The 16,167-nt window shown below is 63.8% G+C and carries 16 protein-coding genes and 1 tRNA gene; 7 read left to right on the top strand and 10 right to left on the bottom strand.

What is annotated here, in order from left to right:
• Positions 1–88: 88 nt before the first annotated feature.
• On the top strand, positions 89–1,804 hold the full coding sequence (locus IFT76_RS05480; protein ID WP_192057585.1) for a proline--tRNA ligase: 1,716 nt from the start codon (positions 89–91) through the stop codon (positions 1,802–1,804).
• A gap of 15 nt (positions 1,805–1,819) precedes the next feature.
• Positions 1,820–2,770: a hypothetical protein gene (locus IFT76_RS05485; RefSeq protein WP_122479322.1), complete on the top strand. Its 951-nt coding sequence runs from the start codon at positions 1,820–1,822 to the stop codon at positions 2,768–2,770.
• 9 nt (positions 2,771–2,779) lie between these two features.
• Here the strand turns inward: IFT76_RS05485 and dinB are convergent, their stop codons facing one another.
• Positions 2,780–3,844, bottom strand: a complete 1,065-nt coding sequence (gene dinB, locus IFT76_RS05490; RefSeq protein ID WP_192057586.1) for a DNA polymerase IV — start codon at positions 3,842–3,844, stop codon at positions 2,780–2,782.
• Between the two features lie 254 nt (positions 3,845–4,098).
• On the opposite strand from dinB, the gene IFT76_RS05495 reads away from it, so the two are divergent.
• A tRNA-Met gene (locus IFT76_RS05495) sits at positions 4,099–4,175 on the top strand.
• Between the two features lie 65 nt (positions 4,176–4,240).
• Here the strand turns inward: IFT76_RS05495 and IFT76_RS05500 are convergent.
• The 8 genes from IFT76_RS05500 to IFT76_RS05535 all read right to left on the bottom strand — a co-directional run bounded on the left by IFT76_RS05500 (position 4,241) and on the right by IFT76_RS05535 (position 11,272).
• Complete coding sequence (locus IFT76_RS05500; RefSeq protein ID WP_192057587.1) at positions 4,241–4,834, bottom strand: nucleotidyltransferase family protein; 594 nt, start codon at positions 4,832–4,834, stop codon at positions 4,241–4,243.
• 40 nt (positions 4,835–4,874) lie between these two features.
• Positions 4,875–5,897, bottom strand: a complete 1,023-nt coding sequence (gene murB, locus IFT76_RS05505) for a UDP-N-acetylmuramate dehydrogenase (RefSeq protein ID WP_244647898.1) — start codon at positions 5,895–5,897, stop codon at positions 4,875–4,877.
• Between the two features lie 35 nt (positions 5,898–5,932).
• Entirely contained in the window at positions 5,933–6,697 is a 765-nt protein-coding gene (gene kdsB / locus IFT76_RS05510; protein WP_192057589.1) for a 3-deoxy-manno-octulosonate cytidylyltransferase, read from the bottom strand.
• The gene (locus tag IFT76_RS05515; RefSeq protein ID WP_122479326.1) at positions 6,694–6,879 is read right to left on the bottom strand and encodes a Trm112 family protein; all 186 of its coding nucleotides are present in this window, start codon (positions 6,877–6,879) and stop codon (positions 6,694–6,696) included. Before IFT76_RS05515 ends, kdsB begins: the two co-directional genes overlap by 4 nt.
• A 25-nt stretch (positions 6,880–6,904) precedes the next feature.
• Positions 6,905–7,900 (bottom strand): tetraacyldisaccharide 4'-kinase, encoded by a 996-nt coding sequence (gene lpxK, locus IFT76_RS05520; RefSeq protein ID WP_192057590.1) that lies wholly within the window; start codon positions 7,898–7,900, stop codon positions 6,905–6,907.
• Positions 7,900–8,328 (bottom strand): ExbD/TolR family protein, encoded by a 429-nt coding sequence (locus IFT76_RS05525; protein ID WP_122479328.1) that lies wholly within the window; start codon positions 8,326–8,328, stop codon positions 7,900–7,902. The genes lpxK and IFT76_RS05525 overlap by 1 nt, the downstream gene beginning before the upstream one ends.
• Positions 8,325–8,960, bottom strand: a complete 636-nt coding sequence (locus IFT76_RS05530; RefSeq protein WP_192049900.1) for a MotA/TolQ/ExbB proton channel family protein — start codon at positions 8,958–8,960, stop codon at positions 8,325–8,327. Before IFT76_RS05530 ends, IFT76_RS05525 begins: the two co-directional genes overlap by 4 nt.
• Positions 8,961–9,040: 80 nt before the next feature.
• Positions 9,041–11,272 carry a DNA internalization-related competence protein ComEC/Rec2 gene (locus IFT76_RS05535; protein WP_192057591.1) on the bottom strand — a complete coding sequence of 744 codons (2,232 nt, stop codon included), beginning with the start codon at positions 11,270–11,272 and terminating at the stop codon, positions 9,041–9,043.
• Positions 11,273–11,419: 147 nt separating this feature from the next.
• Here IFT76_RS05535 and IFT76_RS05540 point away from each other — a divergent pair, with 147 nt between their 5' ends.
• From IFT76_RS05540 to IFT76_RS05550, 3 genes are all read left to right on the top strand, one after another.
• The gene (locus tag IFT76_RS05540; RefSeq protein ID WP_192057592.1) at positions 11,420–11,932 is read left to right on the top strand and encodes a DUF2062 domain-containing protein; all 513 of its coding nucleotides are present in this window, start codon (positions 11,420–11,422) and stop codon (positions 11,930–11,932) included.
• A 180-nt stretch (positions 11,933–12,112) separates the two neighbouring features.
• Positions 12,113–13,411 (top strand): serine/threonine protein kinase, encoded by a 1,299-nt coding sequence (locus tag IFT76_RS05545; protein WP_192057593.1) that lies wholly within the window; start codon positions 12,113–12,115, stop codon positions 13,409–13,411.
• The gene (locus tag IFT76_RS05550; protein WP_122479333.1) at positions 13,404–14,183 is read left to right on the top strand and encodes an MlaA family lipoprotein; all 780 of its coding nucleotides are present in this window, start codon (positions 13,404–13,406) and stop codon (positions 14,181–14,183) included. The genes IFT76_RS05545 and IFT76_RS05550 overlap by 8 nt, the downstream gene beginning before the upstream one ends.
• A 107-nt stretch (positions 14,184–14,290) precedes the next feature.
• Here IFT76_RS05550 and IFT76_RS05555 read toward each other — a convergent pair whose 3' ends face one another.
• On the bottom strand, positions 14,291–15,220 hold the full coding sequence (locus IFT76_RS05555; RefSeq protein ID WP_192057594.1) for a lipid A biosynthesis lauroyl acyltransferase: 930 nt from the start codon (positions 15,218–15,220) through the stop codon (positions 14,291–14,293).
• A gap of 139 nt (positions 15,221–15,359) precedes the next feature.
• Between IFT76_RS05555 and minC the strand changes: the two genes are divergently transcribed.
• Complete coding sequence (minC, locus tag IFT76_RS05560; RefSeq protein ID WP_122479335.1) at positions 15,360–16,097, top strand: septum site-determining protein MinC; 738 nt, start codon at positions 15,360–15,362, stop codon at positions 16,095–16,097.
• Positions 16,098–16,167: the final 70 nt, after the last annotated feature.

Genomic DNA, 16,167 nt, shown 5'->3' on the forward strand with positions numbered 1-16,167 from the left:
CAAAGCCCGGCCCTACGCCTGTACGTCGCCCAATCACCCCCGTACAATGCCAGACCTCGATAAAATTTCGCGAAGACAACGGTCAACCATGCGCACCAGTCAATATCTGCTCGCCACACAGAAAGAAACCCCTTCCGATGCGGTCGTGATCAGCCATCAGCTGATGCTGCGTGCCGGCATGATCCGCAAGCTCGCTTCGGGCCTGTACACATGGTTGCCGATGGGTCTTCGGGTGATGCGCAAGGTTGAGCGGATCGTGCGCGAGGAAATGGACGCCGCCGGCGCTCTCGAAGTGCTGATGCCCGGCATCCAGCCGGCCGAACTGTGGCAGGAGTCGGGGCGCTGGGAGCAGTACGGTCCCGAGCTGCTGCGCCTCAAGGACCGCCACGACCGTGACTTCTGCGCCGGCCCCACCCACGAAGAAGTCATCACCGACCTGATGCGCAACGAGCTAAACAGCTACAAGCAGTTGCCCATCAATCTCTACCAGATCCAGACCAAGTTCCGTGACGAGATCCGTCCGCGCTTCGGCCTGATGCGCGGTCGCGAGTTCATCATGAAGGATGCGTACTCCTTCCACGCCGACCAGCCCTCGCTGCAGGCCACCTATGACCGCATGCACCTGGCCTACAGCAACATCTTCACCCGCCTGGGCCTGAAGTTTCGCGCGGTGGAAGCCGACAACGGCTCCATCGGCGGCGCCGGCTCCCACGAATTCCATGTGCTGGCAGAGTCCGGCGAAGACGACATCGTCTTCAGCGATACGTCCGACTACGCAGCCAACATCGAGAAGGCCGAGGCGATCCCCCGCGAAACCGAGCGTGGCGCCGCACTCGAGGAACTGCGCCTGGTCGACACGCCCAACGCCAAGACCATCGCCCAACTGGTGGAAAACTTCGGCCTGCCGATCGAGAAGACCGTGAAGACGCTGGTGGTCCACGCCGCCGAAGACGGCAAATTGATTGCCTTGATCATCCGTGGCGATCACGAGCTGAACGAGATCAAGGCCGCCAACCAACCGCTGGTTGCCAATCCGCTGGTCATGGCCAGCGAAGCGGAACTGCGTGATGCCATCGGCGCGGGCGCAGGTTCCCTGGGCCCAATGAACCTGCCCCTGACCTGTATCATCGATCGCTCGGTAGCTTTCATGAGCGATTTCGCCGTGGGCGCCAACATCGACGACAAGCATTACTTCGGCGTCAACTGGGAGCGCGATCTGCCGCTGCCCGAGATTGCCGATCTGCGCAACGTGGTCGACGGCGACACCAGCCCGGATGGCCAGGGCACCCTGACCATCAAGCGCGGTATCGAGGTGGGTCACATCTTCCAGCTGGGCACCAAGTACAGCGAAGCCATGAAGTGCCAGGTACTGGGTGAGAACGGCAAGCCGGTGACCTTGGCCATGGGCTGCTACGGCATCGGTGTGTCGCGCGTGGTGGCTGCTGCCATCGAGCAGAACAACGATGCTGGCGGCATCATCTGGAGCGATACCCTGGCGCCTTTCCAGGTCGCCCTGGTGCCGTTGCGCTACGAAACCGAGCAAGTGCGCGAAGCCACCGACCGGCTGTACGCGGAATTGACCGAGGCGGGCTTCGAAGTGCTGCTGGACGACCGCGACAAGAAAACCAGCCCCGGGATCAAGTTCGCCGACATGGAGCTGATCGGCATTCCCCATCGGATCGTCATCAGCGACCGTGGCCTGGCCGAAGGCAACCTGGAATACAAGAGCCGTACCGAGGAAGCCGCACAGGCCTTGCCTGTCGACGACGTCCTGTCTTTCATCCAGGCTCGCGTGCGCCGCTGACAGATTCGAGAAACCATGTTCAAGCGAACTACCTTGGCCTTCGGTGGTGCTGCCCTGTGCAGCACCCTGCTGGTCAGTGGCTGTGCCAACCAGATGTCGCAGCGCAACGAACACGAAGAGCGCATCGAGCGCAAGCTGCTCGAACACAGCGTGCAGATCGACCTGGGCAAGCCCGAGGTGCTGCAGACGCCGCAACGTCGCGTGCGCATTCGTGAACTCAAGGATTTCGAGGTCACGGCGTTCGAGACCACACGTCACTACGACCGCTACACACCCTATCAACCCTGGCGTGAAGTCTACGAGATTCCGCTAGGGGTGGTGGCCGTGGTCGCCGGCGTCGGCGCCAACGTGGTGAACGTGGCGACCTTCGGCAGCCTGCCCGACAGCGTGACCAAGGACTGGGTCAGCTACGGTTTCGCCGGGCTCAATCCGTTCATGAACGTGCAGTCCAACGGCCGTGCCGAGCAGAACCTTGCTGGTATCGACGAGGTGCAGACAGACAGGCGCGTGGAGCACGACAGCACGCCATGGAGCGAGCGGCCTGTACAAGTGGGCACCGGCCGCAAGACCTATGACCTGGAAACCGACGCCAACGGTGTGTTGCGCATCAACCTGCTCGACAACCCGTTTGCGGAACAGGATCTTACCCACGTCACACGCCTGCAACTGAGTGTGGTGGACGAGGAAAGCCAGACCCGGGCCAGCGCCCTGCTGCCGGTGAGCCCGGACCTGCGCGGCAAACTGGCCGAAGCGCACACGCTGATCTTCGATGACCTGGAAGGTGACGAGGTCGGTCAGTGGGTGTATCGGGTCAAGCGCCTGGCCGAACTGGGCCTGGAAGACGAAGCCAGCGAACTGGAACAGAGCCTGATCGAGCTGACCCGCAACGACCCTGAATTGCAGCAGGATTTTCTCAAGTCGCTGCGCAGGGACACCGGCCGACTGGTCGCCGATCCCGGGACCTGAGCCAGCCGGTCAGCCGTCGCTGAACAGTTCCAGCTGCTCGTGGGCCCCACGCAGGTCCAGCAGGCGCACGCCGATGCCCAACAGGCGCACCGGCTTGCCACCCCGGGCGAAGGCCTGACCCAGTAGCTGCCGGTAGCTTTCCAGGTCCCTGCCCGCCCCTGCCTGTTCCAGGGTGGTCTGGGTAAAGTCGTGAAACTTCACTTTGACGAAAGGCTTGCCTGGACGATAGCTGCTGTCGATCCGGTCGATGCGCTCGGCCAGGGTCTGCATCAGCTCTGGAAGCTTGTCCAGGCAACTGGCCAGATCCGGCAGGTCCGCCTCGTAGGTGTTTTCCACGCTGATGGACTGGCGCCGACTGTCGTTCTGCACCACGCGCTCGTCGATGCCGCGTGCCAGGCTGTAGAGACGCTCGCCAAAGCTGCCGAATTCGCGGACCAACGCCAGCTTGGTCCATTCACGCAGTTCCAGGCAGCTGTCGATCCCCAGGCGGGCCAGCTTGTCGGCGGTGACCTTGCCTACGCCATGCAGCTTGGTGACCGGCAAGGCGGCGACGAAGTCTTCGATCTGTGCCGGGGTGATGACGAACAGGCCGTCCGGCTTGCGCCAGTCGCTGGCGATCTTGGCCAGAAATTTGTTCGGCGCTACCCCCGCCGAAACGGTGATGTGCAGGCGCTTGGATACCTTGCGCCGGATGTCCTGGGCAATTCGCGTGGCGCTGCCGGAAAAATGCGGGCAGTCGGAAACGTCGAGGTAGGCCTCGTCCAGCGACAGCGGCTCGATCAGGTCGGTGTACTCGCGAAAAATCCCCTGAATCTCCCGCGACGCTTCTTTATAGGCATCCATGCGCGGTTTGACGATGGTCAGGTCGGGGCACAGTTTGATCGCGTGCCGCGAGCTCATGGCTGAACGCACGCCATAGGCGCGGGCTTCATAGTTGCAGGTGGCGATCACCCCGCGACGCTCCGCCGAGCCGCCGACGGCCAGTGGCTTGCCGGCCAGCCGGGGGTCGTCACGCATTTCGATGGCGGCATAGAAGCAGTCACAGTCGACATGGATGATCTTGCGCTGCGTCATGGTCTGGGCGGGGTACCAAGCTGGTAAAAGATCGTACAAAAACAACGGTATTATCTCACTCGCAGCGATAAGCGCCATGGCCAAAGCCCGGCGCGCATTCTTTTGCCCATCGACAAATCCCCCCAATACCGCTGGAAGCCCCGCCCCGCCTGACTCGTAGCACTATCGGCAAAGCTAAGCGATTGATGGAAAAGAGTTTTCTTGAAATCAGGGTTTGACAAGCAGGCGCTGCGCTGTAGAATAGCCCACACAGACGCGGGATGGAGCAGTCTGGTAGCTCGTCGGGCTCATAACCCGAAGGTCGTCGGTTCAAATCCGGCTCCCGCAACCAAACAACGAAGAAGGCCACTTGAAAAAGTGGCCTTTTTTGTTGCCTGCAATTTGTTCGCCGACCTGTTACCCGACCAGGTCGCCTGGCCGATCCACATCGCGGTAGATCCCTGGGTCGGCGCACGCCACCCGTTGCGTGTGTGCCTCGGCGAACAATCGTCGAGCACCCTGATCGCCCTGCAGCGACAGCAACTGCTCACGAAAGGTGCGGCCGAAGCCTACCGGGTGCCCGTGACCTTGAGCGCCATGGGCAACGCAGATACGCTCCGGCGCCATGCACTGGCGAACCCTGGCGAACGTTCCGGGAGTCACGAACGGCATGTCGCCCAGGCACACCAGCCAGCCATCGGCATCCAGACTGGCTTCGACACCCGTGCGCAGGCTGTCGCCCATGCCTGCGGAGTCGAGCAACACCACCTCGCAGCCGTAGGCTTCGCCCAGCTGTATCACCTGCGTCTTGTGCGCACGGGTGACCAGCACACGCCGCTCGAGCGTATCACCGAGGTTGCGCATCACCTGTTCGATGACGCTGCGCTCGATGCCGTCCAACCCGCTGCACTGGGCAAGCAGTTTGTCGCTGCCCTGCCCTGCGGCGTCCTGGAAACGGCGCCCTTGCCCTGCAGCGAGAATCAATGCACAGGGAGCGGTGATGGCTGACATGGGGGTAGGCTCCGATAGTCACGATGCGCCGTACGGACGCTCAGTACAGATTGGGTTCCATCTCCAGCACCACACCGAAGCGTGACTGGATATCGTCCTGGATGCGCTGGGCCAGGGCATGCAGCTGCTTGCCCGATGCATTGCCGTGATTGACCAGCACCAATGACTGCAAGCGGTGCACGCCGGCGTCGCCCTCGCGATGGCCCTTCCAGCCGGCGCGCTCGATCAGCCAACCCGCCGCCAGTTTGTACAGGCCATCGGCCTGGGGATAGGCAACCACATCGGGATGCTCGCGGCGAATGGCGTCCAGCACCGAGGCGGTCACGACCGGGTTCTTGAAGAAGCTGCCGGCATTGCCCAGCTCGGCAGGGTCGGGAAGCTTTTCTCGACGGATGCTGCAGATGGCGGCGCTGACGTCGGTGGGCGTCGGGTGCTGGATTCCCTGTTCGGCCAGCCGCTGACGCACCGGGCCGTAGTCCAGATGCACCGGCGCGGAACGTGAAAGCGTGAAGCGCACGCGCAGGATCACCCAACGGCCGGGCTGGCGCTTGAACAGGCTGTCGCGATAGCCGAATGCGCACTCGGCGGCGCTGAAGTCGCGTATCTGCAACGTGTCCCGGTCAAGCGCAGTGAGGCCGGCGAACACGTCTTTGATCTCGACGCCGTAGGCACCGATGTTCTGCATCGGCGCCGCACCCACGGTTCCAGGAATCAGGCTGAGGTTTTCCAGGCCCGCCAGACCCTGTTCCAGCGTCTGCAATACGAAGGGATGCCACGGCTCGCCGGCTTCGGCTTCCAGCACCACCTGATCACCCGCCTCTGCGAGCACGCGCACGCCGCGGCTGGCCATGCGCACCACCAGTACGTCGGAGAGGTCGGCGGTCAGCAACAGGTTGCTGCCACCACCGATCACCAGCGCACGCAGACCGTTCGTGGTGGCCCAGGCCAACGCCTGGATCAGCTCGACATCGTCATGCACCGCGACCAGAAACGCCGCCTTCACCTCGATACCAAAGGTGTTGTACGGCTTGAGCGACTGGTTGGCGCGAATGTCCAGGTTCAACAGCTCACCTGCCGGAACGTTGCCATGGGCTGCCATCAAGCCTCCAGCAGGCGCCGTACGCGCTCCAGGTCTTGCTCGGTGTCGACACCGGCGGGCGGCGCCTGCACGGCATCGGCCACATGGATGCGTACCCCGTGCCAGAGCGCACGCAGCTGCTCGAGGCGCTCGGTGTTTTCCAGCCAGCACGGGCCCCACTGCACGAAGTCCTGCAGAAAGCCGGCACGGTAGGCATAGATACCAATGTGACGACGGTAGGGCACCTGAGCCGGGAGGGCATCGCGATCGTTGGCGAACTCGTCGCGCGCCCACGGCAGCGGTGCTCGGCTGAAGGTCAGCGCCAGGCCGTTCAGGTCGGTGACCACCTTGACCACGTTGGGGTTGAACAACGCTTCCACGTCCGTGATCGGCTCGGCCAGGGTTGCCATGGCGGCCTCGTGGCTGGCAGCGAGATTGGCCGCCACCTGGTCGATGACTACGGGCGGAATCAACGGCTCGTCGCCCTGCACGTTGACCACGATGGACTCGGCATCCACACCCAAAGCCTGGCATACCTCGGCCAAACGGTCGGTACCGGACTCATGATCGGCCCGGGTCATCACCACCTCGGCGCCGAACGCTCGGCAGGCGGACTCGATGCGCACATCGTCGGTGGCAACCACGACTCGCGCCGCCGTGCTCTTGCAGGCCTGTTCCCAGACATGCTGGATCATCGGCTTGCCGGCGATCATCTGCAGTGGCTTGCCCGGCAGGCGGGTCGACTGGTACCGCGCGGGTATCACTACGGTGAAAGCCGTGCTCATTTATCCAGGCGCTCGTCGTCGGTCAGGGTCCGCGCTTCGGTTTCCAGCATCACCGGAATGCCGTCGCGGATGGGATAGGCCAGGCCAGCGCCCTTGCTGATCAGCTCGCGCTTGTCGGCGCTGAGCTTGAGCGGACCCTTGGTGATCGGGCAGGCGAGGATATCGAGCAGTTTGGTGTCCATGGAAAAATCCTTCAGGGCAAGGGGATCAGGGCAAAAGGCTGGTCAGGCGCTGGTCGAGCCAACCGATGAAATGGGGCGAAGGCTGGGCGTCGACGGCCAGGTACCACCAATCCGCAGCGGCGAACTCGCGGCACTTCACGGCATCTTTCTCGGTCATGACCACGGGCAACGGTGGCTCGAAACACAGGGCCTGCGGCGTGAACCGGGCATGATCGGCGAAAGCGTGAGCGACAGGCTGCCAGTGTAGCGCCTGCAGGGTGTCGAAGAAACGTTGTGGGTTGCCGATCCCGGCCACGGCGTGCACTGCCTGCCCTGGTGGGAAATGGCTCAATGGCCGGCGCTCGCCGCTGCGCACGTTGATCAACGCCCGGGCTTGCAGGGTCAGGCCGTAGCCACGCGGCGAATCGTCGGCGGCACCGTTGAACAGCACGGCATCGACCGAACGCAATCGCTCGGCGGGCTCGCGCAACGGACCCGCAGGCAGGCAGCGGCCATTGCCCAGCCCGCGCGCAGCGTCGATCAGCACCAGTTCGATGTCGCGCGCCAGGCGGTAGTGTTGCAAGCCATCGTCGCTGAGCACCAGGTCCACGGGCTCGGCTTCGAGCAGCGCACGTACGGCGCGGCCACGGTCGGGGTCGATCACCAGCGGCACCCCGCTGCGCCGCACGATCAGCAACGGCTCGTCGCCCGCCTGGGCAGCGTCCTGATCGGCGCGGACCCGCCATGGCAGGCTCGGTGGCCTGGCGCCGTAGCCGCGACTGACCACGCCAACGCGCAGGCCGCGCGCCTGGCAGTGCTCGATCAGCCAGAGGATCATCGGGGTCTTGCCGGTGCCACCGACGGTGATGTTGCCGACCACCAGCACCGGCACCGGGGCGCGGTAGATTGCGCCCTGCCCGGCCTCGAATCGCCGACGCTTGCGCGCCACGACACTGCGGTACAGACATTCCAGCGGACGCAACAGCCACAGCGCGCGATGGCCGGCATACCAGGCGGCGGACAATCGGTCGGCGAAGCTCATCAGGGATTCGCCTGCGCCTCGACGGTGATCATGCTGATCTGGCTGAAACCCAGCTTGCCGGCCGCGTCCATGGCGCTGATGACCGCTTGATGCGGCGTCTTGCCGTCGGCGCTGATCGACAGTGGCAGCGAGCTGTCACCGGCCGATGCGGTACGCAGGGCGTCGAGCAGGGTCGGCAGGTCGCTTTTCGGTAGCAACTGGTTGTTCACCGCATAGACGCCTTCGGCGCTGATGGCGATGTCGATGCGTTTGAGGTTGCTGGCCTGTTCCGGCGCGCCGTTCACCGCTTCGGGCAGCTCGACACGCAACTGGGTTTCGCGAGTGAACGTAGTGGTGATGACGAAGAACAGCAGCAGCACGAACACGACGTCTATCAGCGAGATCAGGTTGAGCTCGATGTTTTCCCGACTGCGACGACGAAACTTCACGCTTTTTCCTCGGCCAGGTCGACCTCGCGATCCCCCTGCACGACTTCCACCAGTTTGATGGCTTCCTGCTCCATGCCGACCACCAGCTCGTCGATGCGCCGTTGCAACAGGCGATGGAAGAACAGCGCCGGGATCGCGACGATGAGACCTGACGCCGTAGTGACCAGCGCTTTGGAAATACCGCCTGCCATGAGACCGGGGTTGCCGCTGACGGTGCCTCCGGTGAACGAGCCGAAGATCTCGATCATGCCGATCACGGTGCCCAGCAGACCGAGCAGCGGCGCCATGGCGGCAATGGTGCCCAAGGTGCTGATGTAGCGTTCCAGCTCGTGGATGACTCGACTGGCCGCCTCCTCGATGCTTTCCTTCATGATTTCGCGGCCATGGCGAGAATTCGCCAGGCCAGCCGCGAGGATCTCGCCAAGCGGCGAGTGGGCACGCAACTCCTTGAGCTTTTCCTTGCTCAGTTGCTTGTCTTTCTTCCAGCGCCAGACCTGGCCGACCAGATGGGCAGGCGCAACACGGCTGGCACGCAAGGTCCACAAGCGCTCGGCGATGATAGCCAGGGCGACGATGGAGCTCACTATGATTGGCAACATCATCCAGCCGCCAGACTTAACCAATTCCCACACAGGTACGATCCCCTCGAAAAAGTTCGCCACTCTACCATAGGGGTGAGGCGCGTCGAAGCGTGCGATGACCGTTGGAAAGCTCAGGGGTGGTCGGGTGCCTCGCGCCAGAAACGTCGCTGGGAGCGCTGCCGCTGCACCGGGCCAAAGGTACCCAGGCGGACACGCAACGCGCCGTCCTCGGCGGTGTCGTGGGTGGCGATGCCCAATGCCTGAAAACGCGCCAGTACGGAGGCATGGGGATGGCCGAAGGTATTGCCATGCCCCCTGGAGATCAACGCTGCCTGTGGACGCACTGCATCCAGCAAGGGCTTGCTCGATGACGTCCGGCTGCCGTGGTGCGGCACTTGCAACCAGTGCGCCTGAACCGGCAAACCGCTCGCGACCAGGGCTTTTTCGGCCGCCGCGTCGATGTCGCCGCTGAGCAGCAGGCGCTCGCCATTGGCTTCGACCCAGAGTACGCACGAGGCAGGATTACCGGGCACGGCCGACGGCCAGCGCCACAAGACGAACTTCACCTCGTCCCACTCCCAACTGCGCCCGGGCTCGCAAGGCTGCGCCTGCCACGCGGCGGGCAAAAGGTCGGGCTCACCGGCCAGCGTCTGGTCGACCGGCAGGCGTCGCATAACGGTGCCAGCACCACCGGAATGATCGAGGTGCGCATGACTGATGATCATCGCATCCAGGCGCCGCACGCCCAGGGCTACCAGGCTGGGCACCACCACACTGGCGCCGGCGTCGATTTCGCCCAGGCCGGGACCGGTGTCGTAGAGCAACTGGTGGTGGGCGGTGCGCACGAGCACACCCAGCCCCTGGCCGACATCCAGCACCCAGATATCGGCCTGGCCCACGGGCGGTGCCTGACGCGGGCTGAACAACAGCAGCCCGACCATCGGCACGCCCAACCAGCGCAATGGAGTACCGGCCGGCAGCAACAGCAACAGCACGCCGATGACCAGCACCAGCCATACCCCGGGCGACAGCCCCGGCGGCAGCCAGGAAGGCCCCCACTCGGCGGCCCAGGTCAGCCATTGAAACAGGCCGCGCAGTGCGCCGCCGGCCAGCCACAGCAGGGTTTCGCCCACCCAGGGCACAGGCAGCAGCACGGCACCGGCCATGGCCACCGGCAGCACCAGCAGACTGATCCAGGGCACGGCCAGCAGATTCACCAGCGGCCCGCTGATACTCACCGGCAACGCCAGGGCCACCATCACCGGCAGCAGACCCACCGCCACGCAGCACTGCGCGCGCGTCCAGGCCTGCCACCAGCGCCAACCGCCCAGACGTCCGGAAAACGTCAGCAGCAGCACTCCCACCGCGCAAAACGACAGCCAGAATCCCGGCTGCAGGCTGACCAGGGGGTCGACCAGCAAGACCGTGGTGAATGCCAGCAGTAGCGGCGACCACACGCCCAGGTGGCGAAAGCGCAGCCGCCACAACAGCACTAGGCCGATCATGATGCAGGCTCGGCGTACCGGCACCTGGAAGCCGGCCAACAGCCCATACGCCAACGCGCCGGTGAACGCCAATGCGCAGGCACAGGGCAACCAGGGCCAACGCGCCGGCCAGACACCGAGTTTTGCCAACAGGGCAACCAGGCCATACAGCAACCCCGCAAGCAGGCCGACGTGCTGGCCGGAGATAACCAACAGATGCACGGTCCCCGTGGCCTGGAGAACGTCCCACTGCTGGCGGGACACGCCCGAACCGTCGCCCAGCAGCAAGGCGGCGAGCGTGCCGCCCTGCTGCTGGCTGTCCACAGCCAGCAGCCGCTGGCGCACGCCATCGCGCCAGGCCAGACGGGCCGCCCGCACCCGCTGGCCGGCCTTGACGCTGCCGGTGGCGCCGATGCCCTTGGCCAGGGCCCAGGCCTGGGCGTCGAAACCTCCGGGGTTGACCAATGCCCGCGGCCGCTTGAGTTTCACGGCCAGCCGCCAACGCTCGCCGCTGACGACCCGCGGGCCGCCATACCAGGCCAGGCGCAGGTGCGACGGTAGCTGCGCACGACGCGACCAGGCCTCGGCCAGTTCGAAGCGCACCGTGCTGCCGTTGGTTGCCGGCAGGCCCACCACCTCCCCTTCGAGCCACAGGGTTTGTCCGTCCAGCGCAGACGCCAACTGTCCGTTCGTCGCCCAGTGGGCGTGCAGACAGGCCCAACACAGGCCCAGCAGAACGAGCGCGCAATGCCAGCGGCGCGCTGCCAGCAACAACATCGCACCTGCACCCATGCCTACCAGCCAGCTCAATGATGGAAGCGTCGGCAGCCAACGCAGACACACCATCCCGGTCGCCAACGCCAACATCGCTGTGCGCATACCTTCCTCCCTGGAAAAACCGCCGGGCAAGGCTAAGGGCAAACAGGCCGCGTCGCGCCTTATCAAATGTCACAAAGTCTGAGCTCGGACTTCAGGCAACTTGTGCATACTGCCGGACACATCCAGACAGATACGTGCGAGACCGCTATGCCGCGTCGCCTGTTCAAGCGCTACATGCCGGACCCAGAGACGATTCGTGAACACAAGTCGCTGCGATTTTTGGGTGGCCTCCTGCATGACGCCAACCTCTGGCACCTGAACCGTCATTCCGTGGCCCGGGCGATGGCGGTCGGCCTGTTCGCCGCGTTCATGCCCATCCCGCTGCAGATGCTCCTGGCGGCGGCCCTGGCCATCGTGGTGCGCGGCAACATGCCCATCGCGGTCAGCCTGGTGTGGCTGACCAACCCGATCACCATGCCGCCGGTGTTCTATTGCACGTACAAGGTAGGGTCCTGGCTGCTGGGTCAGCCACCACGGCAGCTACCCGACGCCTACAGCTGGGACTGGGTGATGAGCCAGATGTCCACGCTGTGGCAGCCGTTCCTGCTCGGCTCGGTGGTGACTGGCGTGGTACTGGGGGCGTTGGCATACTTCCTGACAATGTTTTACTGGCGCTGGTGGGTCAGTCGCCAATGGCGGCGACGCAAGCAGCGGCGGTAGCACTGCTCACTGTGGCGTGCAGCAGGTCGGAGCACGCGCATCGAGTGGTAAATTCAGTGTATCTTGCCGCCGGTCAGGACGAGTTGTTGTGTTAAAAACCCAGCGGCTTGGCAACTTGCCACCAGTGCGCTTGTCCTAGCCTCGAACGTCAACACAGCATTCTCCTCTAGGGACTCCGTCATGCTCCGATCATTGCGCTTCGCTGCCCTGCTTGGCGGCCTCATCATGAGTGCGTCCGCGTTGGCGAAGGATATCGACCCCGCCACCTATGGCTATCCGCTCACCAACCCGTTCGAGGCCACGATCGCTTCGACACCGCCGGAGCTGCGGCCCAAGCTGCCCCTGGACGAAGACATCGATCAGGCCGACTACAGCCTCAAAGTGCGCCCGGAGCGAGAGTTCATCCTGCCGGACAATTTCTGGGCCGTGAAGAAGCTGCGCTATCGCCTGGCCCAGCAGGACCATGCCGCGCCACTGATCTTCCTCATTGCCGGCACCGGTGCGCCCTACAGCAGTTCGCTCAACGAATACCTGAAAAAGCTGTATTACCAGGCCGGCTACCACGTGGTGCAGCTGTCCTCACCCACCAGCTTCGACTTCATCAGCGCCGCGTCGCGCTTCGCCACTCCGGGCGTGACCCGCGAAGATGCCGAAGACCTGTACCGGGTCATGCAGGGCGTGCGTGCCCAGCATCCGAAGTTGCCGATCACCGATTTCTACCTGACCGGGTACAGCTTGGGCGCGCTGGACGCAGCGTTCGTCAGCCAGCTGGATGAGACCCGGCGCAGTTTCAACTTCAAGAAAGTGCTGCTGCTCAACCCGCCGGTCAACCTCTACACCTCGATCACCAACCTCGACAAGTTGGTGCAGACCCAGGTCAAGGGCATCAACAACAGCACGACGTTCTATGAGCTGGTCCTCAACAAGCTGACGCGCTACTTCCAGCAGAAGGGCTATATCGACCTCAACGATGCGCTGCTCTACGATTTCCAGCAGTCCAAGCAGCACCTTTCCAACGAGCAGATGGCCATGCTGATCGGCACCTCGTTCCGGTTTTCGGCTGCCGACATTGCCTTCACCTCCGACCTGATCAACCGCCGTGGGCTGATCACGCCGCCCAAGTATCCGATCAGCGAAGGCACCAGCCTAACGCCGTTCCTGCGCCGGGCGCTGCAGTGCGACTTCGACTGCTACCTGACCGAGCAGGTGATTCCGATGTGGCGCGCCCGCACCGACGGTGGCAGCCTGCTGCAGCTGGTGGATCAGGTGAGCCTGTATGGCATCAAGGACTACTTGCAGAACAGCACCAAGATCAGCGTCATGCACAACGCCGACGATGTGATCCTGGGCCCTGGCGATCTGGGCTTCCTGCGCAAGACCTTTGGCGATCGCTTGACCGTTTACCCTTATGGCGGCCATTGCGGCAACCTCAATTACCGCGTCAACAGCGACGCTATGCTGGAGTTCTTCCGTGGCTAGAACATTCCTGTTGATGGCAACGCTGCTGTGCGCAGGCGTTGCCCAGGCCGACGACAGCACCGTCCAGAAGGTCGACAGCGACGGCTTCAAGCAACCGTTGCAGGTACTCAAGTTCAACCCTGGCCTGGACCAGCGCGAGTTCGAGCGCTCCACGCTCACGGCGTTGAACGTCTACGACCCGTTGGAAAACCTGAACCGGCGCCTTTACCACTTCAACTATCGTTTCGACGAGTGGGTATTCCTGCCGGTGGTCAACGGCTATACGTACATCACGCCGTCGTTCCTGCGCACCGGGGTGAGCAACTTCTTCAGCAACCTGGGCGAAGTGCCGAGCCTGGTCAACAGCCTGCTGCAGTTCAAGGGCAAGCGTGCCCTGGATACATCTGGACGGTTGTTGGTGAACACCACGCTGGGCGTGGCGGGCCTGTGGGACCCGGCCACCTGGTTCGGCCTGCAGAAGCAGGCCGAAGACTTCGGTCAGACCCTGGGCTTCTACGGTGTGCCGAACGGCGCCTACCTGGTCTTGCCGATCCTGGGGCCGTCCAACCTGCGCGACACCACCGGCCTGGTGTTCGACTTCGCCGTCGAGAACCAGATCAATTTCCTCAATGTGTCCGAGGTCAGCAGCAATCATCCAGAGTTGTGGGCGTTGCGTGCCGTGGATCGGCGCTACAGCAACAGCTTCCGCTACGGTCAGCTGAACTCACCGTTCGAGTACGAGAAGGTGCGTTACGTGTACACCGAGTCGCGCAAGCTGCAGATCGCCGAGTAAGCGCATCGCGCACGGGCCTCTTCGCCGGTAGCAACCGCTCCAACCAGAGCTGAGCTTCAGGCGATTGTGAGAGCGGGGTCGACGCTGGTTCGTCCACCCCACCCCGCTCAGCGCTTCTCGTACAGTTTCGGTGCGCCGACAGGCCGCGACTTGAAGCGGCGGTGGGCCCACAGGTACTGCTCGGGGCATTCGGTCACGGCCTGTTCCACCCACTGGTTGATGCGCAACGCATCGGCCGCTTCGCTCTCGCCGGGGAACCCCTGCAGCGGTGGATGCAAAACCAGCCGATAGCCAGAGCCGTCTTCCAGCCGCCGTTGCGTGAACGGGATGACCCGTGCCTTGCCCAATCGGGCGAAATGCGTGGTAGCCGTCACCGTGGCCGCCTCGATACCGAACAGCGGCACGAAGATGCTCTGCTTGGCGCCATAGTCCTGATCGGGTGCGTACCAGATAGCGCGGCCCTTGCGCAGCAGCTTGATCATCCCGCGCACGTCCTCGCGTTCTACCGCCAGCGAATCGGGATTGTGCCGTTCGCGGCCCTGGCGCTGGACGAAATCGAACAGTGCATTGCGATGCTCGCGGTACATGCCGTCGATGGTGTGGCGCTGGCCCAGCAACGCTGCACCGATTTCCAGGGTGGTGAAATGCAGCGCCATCAGAATTGCGCCCTCGCCCTCACGTTGCGCCGCCTGCAGGTGCTCGAGCCCTTCGATGTGCGCCAGCCTTGCCAGGCGCGACTGTGGCCACCACCAGCTCATGGCCATTTCGAAGAATGCGATGCCGGTGGATGCGAAGTTTTCCTTGAGCAGGCGTTTTCTTTCGACGGGCGGCATCTGCGGGAAGCACAACTCGAGGTTGCGCGCCGCCACACGTCGACGTTCGCTGGCCACACGGTACATGCCCATCCCCAGCCAGCGGCCCAGCCGGAGCAAGGCGCGATAGGGCAATTGCACGACCAGCCACAACGCGCCGAGCCCCAGCCACAGGGGCCAGAAGCGCGGATGAAGAAAAGATCGGCGAAAACGCGGGCGGTCCATTGACGATTCCGAACAGGCAACAAGGCGGGGCATTCTACATGGGTTGACCGCCCATCGCTGCGTCGCGGCTTGCAGGGGAAGGTGGTTCTCGCTATAAGTCTCGGCACTTTTTTTAGTTACAAGGCGCGTTTTGCCGACCATGAGCCAGACCGATCAGCTAGACCAGGAACCTGTGTTCCAACTCAAGGGCAGCATGCTCGCCATCACCGTGCTTGAGTTGGCGAAGAACGATCTTGCCGGCCTCGACCGCCAGTTGGCGGCCAAGGTCGCGCAGGCCCCGAACTTCTTCAGCAACACGCCGCTGGTGCTGGCGCTGGACAAACTCCCCGCCAACCAGGGCAGCATCGACCTGCCGGGCCTGATGCGCATCTGCCGTCATCATGGCCTGCGGACCCTGGCGCTGCGTGCCAGCCGCATCGAAGACATCGCGGCGGCAATCGCCATCGACTTGCCGGTGCTGCCACCCTCGGGTGCCCGCGAACGACCGCTGGAAGTCGAAGAGCGCAAGCCCGAGAAGCCTCCGGAAAAGCCTCCAGAGCCCTTGATCCAGCCGACTCGCGTGATCACCACGCCGATCCGTGGCGGCCAGCAGATCTACGCCCAGGGCTGCGACCTGGTGGTGATCAGCTCGGTAAGCTCGGGTGCCGAACTGCTGGCCGATGGCAACATTCATGTGTACGGCCCGATGCGTGGCCGCGCCCTGGCGGGCATCAAGGGCGACCGCAAGGCCCGCATCTTCTGTCAGCAGCTGGGCGCCGAACTGCTTTCCATCGCCGGGCAGTACAAGGTCTCCGAAGACCTGCGTCGCGACCCGCTGTGGGGTGCGCCCGTTCAGGTGAGCTTATCGGGGGATGTGTTGAACATCACCCGTCTTTAACGGATACTGCCGCCATTTTCAGCGCAACTTTCAAATAGCGCGGTTGTCGAGCGGTACGCTTCCGGTACCG

Origin of the sequence: Pseudomonas sp. CFBP 13727, assembly GCF_014841915.1 — a bacterium.
GTDB classification, from domain to species: Bacteria; Pseudomonadota; Gammaproteobacteria; order Pseudomonadales; family Pseudomonadaceae; genus Aquipseudomonas; species Aquipseudomonas baltica.

Coding starts and splice junctions, on each gene's coding strand:
- IFT76_RS05480 (WP_192057585.1), top strand. CDS start 89: ATGCGCACCAGTCAATATCTGCTCGCCACACAGAAAGAAACCCCTTCC.
- IFT76_RS05485 (WP_122479322.1), top strand. CDS start 1,820: ATGTTCAAGCGAACTACCTTGGCCTTCGGTGGTGCTGCCCTGTGCAGC.
- dinB (WP_192057586.1), bottom strand. CDS start 3,844: ATGACGCAGCGCAAGATCATCCATGTCGACTGTGACTGCTTCTATGCC.
- IFT76_RS05500 (WP_192057587.1), bottom strand. CDS start 4,834: ATGTCAGCCATCACCGCTCCCTGTGCATTGATTCTCGCTGCAGGGCAA.
- kdsB (WP_192057589.1), bottom strand. CDS start 6,697: ATGAGCACGGCTTTCACCGTAGTGATACCCGCGCGGTACCAGTCGACC.
- IFT76_RS05515 (WP_122479326.1), bottom strand. CDS start 6,879: ATGGACACCAAACTGCTCGATATCCTCGCCTGCCCGATCACCAAGGGT.
- lpxK (WP_192057590.1), bottom strand. CDS start 7,900: ATGAGCTTCGCCGACCGATTGTCCGCCGCCTGGTATGCCGGCCATCGC.
- IFT76_RS05535 (WP_192057591.1), bottom strand. CDS start 11,272: ATGCGCACAGCGATGTTGGCGTTGGCGACCGGGATGGTGTGTCTGCGT.
- IFT76_RS05540 (WP_192057592.1), top strand. CDS start 11,420: ATGCCGCGTCGCCTGTTCAAGCGCTACATGCCGGACCCAGAGACGATT.
- IFT76_RS05545 (WP_192057593.1), top strand. CDS start 12,113: ATGCTCCGATCATTGCGCTTCGCTGCCCTGCTTGGCGGCCTCATCATG.
- IFT76_RS05555 (WP_192057594.1), bottom strand. CDS start 15,220: ATGGACCGCCCGCGTTTTCGCCGATCTTTTCTTCATCCGCGCTTCTGG.
- minC (WP_122479335.1), top strand. CDS start 15,360: ATGAGCCAGACCGATCAGCTAGACCAGGAACCTGTGTTCCAACTCAAG.